The following is a 7930-nucleotide window of genomic DNA, read 5'->3' on the forward strand; positions in this document are numbered from 1 at the left end:
AGAATGGTAATCGCTTTCTTCATTTCAGTTCCTCTCTCACGGGATCGCCGTCCTCGCCGCCAAGCTTTAACTCGCAAACGGCTAATTTGATCCCGAAGGGAACGAATATTGCTGTTTCGAAGGCAGGCGCGGGTTGCGCCAACCGGCCTCGACAGCATTGAGAGTGCTCACGAATTAGCGTTCGGTAACGCAGCTTGGCAACCCGGCTTCGAAGCCTTGCGGTCGCCGCAGCCGGTGGAATCACCAGAACGAACCGCCTCAGCGGCTGAACGGGATCAGCGCGCGCACTCTGGGGTCGCGCAGATAGAGCCCGCCCCACAGGACAACAGCAAGATAGACGCCGAAAAGCGTGTGCGAAAGCAGCGGGTTGCCGATGCGCACATGCGTGGAAATCGCGCCGCCCATATAGGGGGTGAGCAGGATGGCGCCGAGCACGGACGTGCGCGGCAGCGCATAAAGCACAGTCGAGATCAGGCCGACGATGCCGAGCAGCCGCGCGGTGTTTGGGTCATCCGGCCAGCCGAGCTGCGCCATCGTCTCGGTGACGATCTGCAGCGGCGGCAGCTTGATGACGCCGTCGAAGATCATGAAAAGGATGACAATGGCGCTAAGCGCGCGCCCGGTCCACAAGGCGCCGTTCGAGACGGGAGCGGTTTCTGAAATGCTCATTGGTGTTCCCTCCTTGGTTGGAGCCTGGCTGTTTTGCCAGTTTCGAGCCAAGGACGGCGGGCAGGGCGGCGATCCGACAAGGGCCGGTGCGCTTTTTTCGAACGCATGATTGAGTGAGAATGCATGACCGAAGGAGAGAGAATGACCGGCGAGACCAATCTCCAAAGACTACTGGCGTCGATGACGCCGAAACTGCTCCCCGATGTCCATGTTTTCGCGACGCTGGCGCCGGGTGTGGCCGTGCCGCACGGTCTTGATCCGGTCATGCAGTTTCGCGAGCGGGAAGGTCTGACGCTGATCGTGTCGGAGGACCAAGCGAAGCTAGCCGGCCTCGCCGGCACGTTCCCCTGCCGGATGATCACGCTCGACATCCATTCGTCGCTCGACGCCGTCGGCTTTCTGGCCGCGATCACGACGCGGCTCGCCGCTGCCGGCATGGGCGTCAATCCGGTCTCGGCCTTTTATCATGACCATCTGTTTGTCCCGGCGGAGCGGGCGGAAGAGGCGCTCGGCATCCTGCGGCAGCTGGCTGCGGAGAACAGTGGCTAGCGCCTCAGCACATGGAAGCAGCGGGCATCGCTCGTCACACCCATTGCGGCGCCACCCTCATCCTCCTGCCGCGACCTTTCCCGTGAACGGGGAAAAGAGAGCTATCGGCGGAAGGCCGCCCGCGACGCGCGGCCCGTGAGCGAGAGCCCAACGGCCGAAGGCCGAGCCCGCGACCGCGGGCCGCCGGTCGTCCGGCGCCCTCGCGGAGGGCCAGCCGCGAAGCGGCGGTGCCGCCCGTGAGCGAAATTAAGCCGCCTTCTTCTTCGGCTGGATCAGGCCCCGCTCGACCAACAGCTCGGCGATCTGGACGGCGTTGAGCGCCGCGCCCTTGCGCAGATTGTCGGAGACGACCCACATCGACAGGCCGTTATCGACGGTCGAATCCTCGCGGATGCGCGAGATGAAGGTGGCGTCCTCGCCGGCCGACTCGAGCGGCGTGATGTAGCCGCCGTTCTCGCGCTTGTCCAAGACCTGGCAGCCGGGAGCCTCGCGCAGGATCTCGCGCGCCTCGTCGGCGGTGATCGGCTTCTCGAACTCGATGTTGACGGCTTCCGAGTGGCCGATGAACACCGGCACGCGCACGCAGGTCGCCGTCAGCTTGATCTTGGGATCGAGCATCTTCTTGGTCTCGGCGACCATCTTCCACTCCTCCTTGGTGAAGCCGTCGTCGAGGAAGACGTCGATATGCGGGATGACGTTGAAGGCGATGCGCTTGGTGAACTTCTTGACGTCGACCTGGTCGGCGACGAAGACCGCGCGGGTCTGCGTGAACAGCTCGTCCATGCCTTCCTTGCCGGCGCCGGAGACCGACTGGTAGGTAGCGACGACGACGCGCTTGATGGTGGCGACATCGTGCAGCGGCTTCAGCGCCACGACGAGCTGCGCCGTCGAGCAGTTCGGATTGGCGATGATGTTCTTGCGCGAGAAGAGTTCGACCGCGTCCGGATTCACTTCCGGCACGATCAGCGGCACGTCAGGGTCGTAACGGAAGGCCGACGAATTATCGATGACGACACAGCCCTGCTTGCCGATCTTGGGCGACCACTCCTTGGAGACATTGCCGCCGGCCGACATGACGCAGATGTCGGTGTCGGAAAAATCGTAGGTGTCGAGCGCCTTGACCTTCAGCGTGCGGTCGCCGAAGGACACTTCGGTGCCCTGGCTGCGGCGCGAGGCCAACGCCACCACTTCGCTCGCCGGGAAGCCGCGCTCGTCCAGAATGTTGAGCATTTCGCGGCCCACATTGCCCGTGGCGCCGACTACCGCAACCTTGAAACTCATCGAAATCTCCTGTCCCTCTCCGCTTGGTTGTTGGAGAAAACCCGCCGGCCTCATGCGGGTTCTGTCCCCCGGGCCGAACCCGGGAGAGGGTGGTTAGGCCAAGGGAATCACACCGTTTTGGTGGTGGTTTTGGCCGTAGTTTTGCGAGAACGGACGGACGCGTCGAAACGCCCGGCCCGATACTGTGCATCGTGGCTGGGGGCATCGAATGCCAGAAGAGCCAAATGGCCGCGCATTGAAGACGATCCCGTTCGCTGCCGGCTTTTACGCGCTTTGCGTAAAGAGTCAATTGGCGCAGGCTGCTGCCGCCTTGAGCCCGGCCTTTATCGCCGCCCAGCTTTCGGCAGGCGATGTCGGCCTGTGCTCTTCGGCGATACGGCCGGCCAGCAAATCGCGCCAGGCACCGTCGTCTGTCATCCGTCGGATTGCGCCATACCAGCCGATCTGATCGGTCGAATCGACCGCGGGCATCAGGCCGCCGGTCGCTTCGATCAGCGACGGCGTGGTCGAGACGATGACCGGGACCCCGAAATCCAGACACTCCGAAGCGGCATAGCCCCAGCCCTCGATATGCGAGGGGAAAACGCCGAAGGTGGTACTTCGATAATAGCCGATAAGCTCCTCGTCGCTGACAGGACCCGCGAAGACGATCTTTTCTTTCAGCCCCGGATGAGCCTTGAGATAGGCGCTGAGCTCCTCGACCATCCAGCCCCAGCGGCCGACGCAGACGAGCTTCGGCAACCGAACGCCTTCGTCGAGCGCCTGCTGCCAGATGCGGGCGAGCATGATGTGGTTCTTCCGGATCTCTATGGTCGAGCAATAAAGGATGTAGGGCTCGCCAGCCTCGAGCCGCGACGTCATTCTCAGCCGCGCGGCCTTCTCATGCAGCAGCGAGGGCATCGGGAAGCGATGGACGACCGGCAGATCTATGCCGGCCTTGCGCATGTGATCGCCAAGCATCGTCGCCGCGGTGTCGGAGGTGCAGAAGGCCGCCGCGCCGGACCGCACCAGCCGTTCGAGATTGGGCCCGAAGGCGGCCTGCCATCTGTTCTTTGCGACAAGGTCGGGCCGCATGGTCGGGATCATGTCGTGGCAAAGAAAGGCTATGTTGTCGGGGCCGGCGCAAACCGCCGCTAACTTTTCGCCGACCAGCAGCTGATTGCTGATCAGTACGGTTCGAGGCCCGACATCTTTCGTCGGCTGCGCCGCATCGCCCCGAAGCAAACCCGCCCGGAGACCGGCTCGCCTAGAGAAGCGATAGGCCCGCAGCAACAGCTTCGACACCGTGAAGGTGAAGCCGGAACGGCCGTTCGTCACCATTCCCGCAAGCTGGCGATCGGCTTCACTCTTGGCCATTGGATGGCGCCGCGCCGATTGGAACCCCTGTCGCAGCGCGGCAGCGGCTTGCAGTCGTGGCCGCTGCCGGAACGGCGCGATCTCGCTGACGCCCAACTGATCCATCTCGAATTTTTCGAGCGGCCGGAAACGATGGCTGGAGAAATCGAGCGTCACCACTTCGACATCCGGGTCGGGATCGGCGAGCGCTGCCCTGACCATGAAGTCTTCCAGCCGCTGGATGCCGGCCAGCGCGCCGCGCCAGGCGAGTAGGCCGGTCGCGTCGATGCAGATTTTCCGTCTTTGGCCGCCGGGAGCGTCGGCCGCTTCTGGCAGCAGTATCGAGTCCTTCCGGGCCATTGCTTCGCGGTCTGTGAGGCGACTTGCGGCTTCTATCCCGATTTGCCGCCTCTAAGATAGCCGGCTGAACGCCATCGCTCTTGCCCGCCGGCCGGCGCTCATGTCAAATCGAGCAAAGGGAAAGAATTCGACGCTCGGGGGGATCTGATGCGCGGCGAAGTTCTTCACTATGACGAGCGCCAGGGCTTCGGCTTCATCAGCGGCGCCGACGGCAGGCGCTACAGTTTCGCGCGCGAGGACCTGCGTCGCGAGACGACGCTTGCCAGGGGAGCCCAGGTCGAGTTCCAGCCGAATGGCGAACGTGCCGGCAATGTCTTCTCGGCCCGCGCCCGGATCATCGATCCGGCGGACAACGACGTTCCAGTTCCTGCCCGTCCGCTGCCGGGCAGCTCGCCTGCGGGGCAGCCGCATTTCGGCCGCAACGCCGAGGCCGGAACGGTGGAATCGACCGGCCTCTGGAGCTATTTCTGGCGTGGCGTGACGACGAACTACGTCAACTTCTCCGGCCGCTCCCGGCGCAAGGAGTTCTGGGGCTTTTGCCTGTTCTGGACGATCGGTCTAGTCGTCGCCATCGGCGTCGGCTTGTCCGCGGACCTGTCGCGCGGCGACCTCGAGGGCGGCGGCGATGAGCCGGTCGTCATGTTCGGCCTTCTCGGTCTTTACGTCCTGCTCACGTTCCTGCCGTGGGTCGCGCTCGTCGTGCGCCGCTTGCATGATCTCGGCCTGACCGGCTGGCTCGCCATCCTCTGCTTCGTGCCTTATGTCGGCTGGCTCGCCACCCTGGTCTTCGGCCTGATCCCGACCCAGGCCGGCGACAACAAGTGGGGGCCGGTGCCGGGCGGAGTTAGATTCTGACGGCCGCCGTCCTTAGTGCCTCGCCCGACAGCCTGAGGAAGATCTTCTGGCCGTGGCGTTCGGCGCCGAGCCGCTCGTAGAAGCGCAGCGCACCCTCGTTCCAGTCCTCGGCGGTGAGGTCGATGCGGCCAATGCGCTTGTCGAGGCAATAGCCGGCGAGAAACCCGATCAGCGCCTCACCCACTCCCGCGTTTCGTGCCTCTTGGCGTACGAACAGGTCTTTCAAGAACATCAGCCGGTCGAGATCGATGCCCGGATGCGCGATCGCGACCGAGGCCAGGCCGGCCACCTCGCCACCGGCGAAGGCCAGCGCGAAATGCGGATAGGCCGGGCTTTCCTCGCCGAGCCACTGCTTTGCCGTGGCCGTCGCCCGGGCATGGTCGAGCGGTGACTGCCGATAATGCGCCGCCATTGCGCAAAGCACGGTGGCGAGCGCCTCGGCGTCTTCGGTCGTCGCCCAGCGGACGTCGACCGCCGCCTCTGCCATGGGGATCAGCCCTGGAACTTGGCGATGATGGCGTCGCCCATCTCGGTGGTGCCGACCTCGGTCATGCCCTCGGACATGATGTCCTTGGTGCGCAGGCCGTCGTCGAGCACGGCGGCGATCGCCGCTTCGAGCTTGTCGGCTTCCACCGTCATGCCGAAGGAATAGCGCAGGCACATGGCGAAGGAGGCGATCATGGCGATCGGATTGGCGACGCCCTTGCCGGCGATGTCGGGCGCCGAGCCGTGCACCGGCTCGTAGAGCGCCTTGCGCTTCTTGGTCTTGACGTCCGGCGCGCCGAGCGAGGCCGACGGCAGCATGCCGATCGAGCCGGTGAGCATGGCGGCGATGTCCGAGAGCATGTCGCCGAACAGATTGTCGGTGACGATGACGTCGAACTGTTTTGGCCAGCGCACCAGCTGCATGCCGCCGGCATCGGCCAGCATGTGGTCGAGCTTGACGTCGGCATATTTCGCCTGATGCGTCTGGGTGACCACCTCGTTCCACAGCACGCCCGACTTCATGACGTTGCGCTTTTCCATCGAGGTGACATGGTTCTTGCGCGTGCGTGCCAGCTCGAAAGCGACGCCGGAGATACGCTCGATCTCGAACGTGTCGTAGACCTGGGTGTCGATGCCGCGCTTCTGGCCGTTGCCGAGGTCGATGATCTGCTTCGGCTCGCCGAAATAGACGCCGCCGGTGAGCTCGCGCACGATCAAGATGTCGAGGCCCTCGACCACCTCCTGCTTGAGCGAGGAGGAGGTGGCCAGAGCCGGATAGCAGATAGCCGGACGCAGGTTGGCGAACAGCTCCATGTCCTTGCGCAGGCGCAGCAGGCCGGCCTCGGGGCGCACCTCGTAGGGCACCTTGTCCCATTTCGGCCCGCCGACGGCGCCGAACAGCACGGCATCCGCAGCAACAGCCTTTTCCATGTCGGCATCGGAGATCGCCGCGCCATGCGCGTCGTAAGCGCATCCGCCGACCAGCCCCTCGTCGGTGGCAAAGCCGCTGCCGAGCTTCGCGTTCATGGCCGCGATCAACTTCTTCACTTCGGCCATGGCCTCGGGGCCGATGCCGTCGCCGGCGAGCAGGAAGAGATTTTTCGAAGCCATGGAGAACCGTCCTGGGGAGAGAATTGAACCGCGGCCTTGCTAAACGCCGGGCGGGCTGTGCGCAAGGGGACGAGCCTCGAGATCCTTCACACCCCCTCTGCCCTGCCAGCATCTCGCAAGAGGCCGGTAGGCGCGCCATCACCGATGCGACAGGATATTCACCAGCCGCCCGAACGGATCGCGCACATAGAAGCGCCGCACGCCCCAGGGCTCGTCGGCCGGGCCGTATTCGACGGCAAAGCCAGCCTTGCGCATGCGGTCCAGCGCATCATCGACATCGTCGACCTCGATCGAGAGGTCCGGCACCGGCGTGCCCGACCCGCCTTGCGACATGAAGCTGATCTGGACGGCCATGGTCTGCTGGGAGCCGTACGTGGCGATCCAGCCCATATCCATGAGCTGATCGAGGCCAAGCACGCCCTGATAGAAGCGCTTTGCCGCCGCAATGTCGGGCGTTTCGATATTGGCGACGATGCGTCTGACCTTGACCATGGGCCGCTCCTCGCTCCACGCCGTCGTTGTGCCCAGCCGCTTCGCAGCCTGGGCGACAGGCCTCAGACAGTGCGCCTGAGCGCCGTCACCTCGATCTCGATCTTTATCTCCGGCTTGTTGAGCTGGCAGACGATCATCGTCGCCGCCGGGCGGATGTCCCCGAACGCCTCGCCGAGGATCGGGAAGACCACGTCAACATAGGCCTGGTCGGTAATATAGTAATGCGCCCGCACCACATCGGCCATGTCGAAGCCACCGTCGGCAAGGGCCTTGGCGATGGTGGCAAGACAATTGCGCGTCTGCGCCTCGACCGTGTCGGGCATCGTCATCGTGGCATAGTCGTAGCCGGTCGTTCCGGAGACGAAACTCCAGTCGCCCTGCACCACCGCGCGCGAATAGCCGGCGGTTTTCTCGAAGGGGGAACCGGTGGAGATCAGCTTGCGCATGGGGCCTCGCAGGATTTGTTAGGTCATTCTGAAACGCATCCACAGCCCAGTCGTGAGCCAGACAACGCGATGCTGGCGGGACAGCGGGGAGGCGCGAAGGACGCAAGCTGGCAATTGACGCTCGGGCTAATTCCCCTGCGTGTCGTCATACGCCTTCTTGATATCCGCCGGCCAGTCCTTCACCGGCGGCCAGGCATTCGGCTCCCCATTGTCGCCGCGGCGGGCGAAATAGACCTTGTGCTTGACCGGGTCGACCGCCATGAAGCCGTCATTGCCGCCGCAGTCATGCGGCACGCAGCCGGTGGCATAGAAGGCGCCGGAAGCGGTCCTTTCGGTGCCGCCGCCGA

General features: G+C 64.4%; 9 protein-coding genes and 1 pseudogene. 2 read left to right on the plus strand and 8 right to left on the minus strand.

Annotation, left to right across the window (positions count from 1 at the left end):
• Positions 1 to 258: 258 nt before the first annotated feature.
• A complete protein-coding gene (locus EOA60_RS10965; RefSeq protein ID WP_127335716.1) occupies positions 259 to 669 on the minus strand; it encodes a DoxX family protein in 411 nt (136 codons plus the stop codon).
• A gap of 141 nt (positions 670 to 810) precedes the next feature.
• On the opposite strand from EOA60_RS10965, the gene EOA60_RS10970 reads away from it, so the two are divergent.
• Positions 811 to 1218, plus strand: coding sequence for an ACT domain-containing protein (locus tag EOA60_RS10970; RefSeq protein ID WP_095799597.1), 408 nt, complete (start codon positions 811 to 813; stop codon positions 1216 to 1218).
• A gap of 246 nt (positions 1219 to 1464) precedes the next feature.
• Here EOA60_RS10970 and EOA60_RS10975 read toward each other — a convergent pair whose 3' ends face one another.
• Both EOA60_RS10975 and EOA60_RS10980 read right to left on the minus strand, forming a co-directional pair.
• A complete protein-coding gene (locus EOA60_RS10975) occupies positions 1465 to 2499 on the minus strand; it encodes an aspartate-semialdehyde dehydrogenase (protein ID WP_067323616.1) in 1035 nt (344 codons plus the stop codon).
• 285 nt (positions 2500 to 2784) lie between these two features.
• A complete protein-coding gene (locus EOA60_RS10980) occupies positions 2785 to 4194 on the minus strand; it encodes a glycosyltransferase (protein WP_095825149.1) in 1410 nt (469 codons plus the stop codon).
• A 147-nt stretch (positions 4195 to 4341) separates the two neighbouring features.
• Here EOA60_RS10980 and EOA60_RS10985 point away from each other — a divergent pair, with 147 nt between their 5' ends.
• Positions 4342 to 5049 (plus strand): DUF805 domain-containing protein, encoded by a 708-nt coding sequence (locus EOA60_RS10985; protein WP_127335427.1) that lies wholly within the window; start codon positions 4342 to 4344, stop codon positions 5047 to 5049.
• Here the strand turns inward: EOA60_RS10985 and EOA60_RS10990 are convergent.
• The 5 genes and pseudogenes from EOA60_RS10990 to EOA60_RS11010 all read right to left on the minus strand — a co-directional run.
• Positions 5039 to 5536 carry a GNAT family N-acetyltransferase gene (locus EOA60_RS10990; RefSeq protein WP_066991656.1) on the minus strand — a complete coding sequence of 166 codons (498 nt, stop codon included), beginning with the start codon at positions 5534 to 5536 and terminating at the stop codon, positions 5039 to 5041. The two genes, EOA60_RS10985 and EOA60_RS10990, sit on opposite strands and share 11 nt — an antisense overlap.
• 5 nt (positions 5537 to 5541) lie before the next feature.
• A complete protein-coding gene (gene leuB / locus EOA60_RS10995) occupies positions 5542 to 6645 on the minus strand; it encodes a 3-isopropylmalate dehydrogenase (protein ID WP_095825148.1) in 1104 nt (367 codons plus the stop codon).
• A 138-nt stretch (positions 6646 to 6783) separates the two neighbouring features.
• Positions 6784 to 7137, minus strand: a complete 354-nt coding sequence (locus EOA60_RS11000; RefSeq protein ID WP_066991913.1) for a VOC family protein — start codon at positions 7135 to 7137, stop codon at positions 6784 to 6786.
• 62 nt (positions 7138 to 7199) lie between these two features.
• A complete protein-coding gene (locus tag EOA60_RS11005) occupies positions 7200 to 7583 on the minus strand; it encodes a RidA family protein (protein WP_127335426.1) in 384 nt (127 codons plus the stop codon).
• 126 nt (positions 7584 to 7709) lie between these two features.
• Positions 7710 to 7930: pseudogene (locus EOA60_RS11010) on the minus strand (hypothetical protein); the annotation flags it as partial.

Origin of the sequence: Mesorhizobium sp. M1A.F.Ca.IN.020.06.1.1 (genome assembly GCF_004023265.1) — a bacterium.
GTDB lineage: Bacteria > Pseudomonadota > Alphaproteobacteria > Rhizobiales > Rhizobiaceae > Mesorhizobium.

Bases quoted from the DNA above. Each gene is read 5' to 3' on its own strand.
- EOA60_RS10965 (WP_127335716.1), bottom strand. From the start codon at position 669: ATGAGCATTTCAGAAACCGCTCCCGTCTCGAACGGCGCCTTGTGGACC.
- EOA60_RS10970 (WP_095799597.1), top strand. From the start codon at position 811: ATGACCGGCGAGACCAATCTCCAAAGACTACTGGCGTCGATGACGCCG.
- EOA60_RS10975 (WP_067323616.1), bottom strand. From the start codon at position 2,499: ATGAGTTTCAAGGTTGCGGTAGTCGGCGCCACGGGCAATGTGGGCCGC.
- EOA60_RS10980 (WP_095825149.1), bottom strand. From the start codon at position 4,194: ATGGCCCGGAAGGACTCGATACTGCTGCCAGAAGCGGCCGACGCTCCC.
- EOA60_RS10985 (WP_127335427.1), top strand. From the start codon at position 4,342: ATGCGCGGCGAAGTTCTTCACTATGACGAGCGCCAGGGCTTCGGCTTC.
- EOA60_RS10990 (WP_066991656.1), bottom strand. From the start codon at position 5,536: ATGGCAGAGGCGGCGGTCGACGTCCGCTGGGCGACGACCGAAGACGCC.
- leuB (WP_095825148.1), bottom strand. From the start codon at position 6,645: ATGGCTTCGAAAAATCTCTTCCTGCTCGCCGGCGACGGCATCGGCCCC.
- EOA60_RS11000 (WP_066991913.1), bottom strand. From the start codon at position 7,137: ATGGTCAAGGTCAGACGCATCGTCGCCAATATCGAAACGCCCGACATT.
- EOA60_RS11005 (WP_127335426.1), bottom strand. From the start codon at position 7,583: ATGCGCAAGCTGATCTCCACCGGTTCCCCCTTCGAGAAAACCGCCGGC.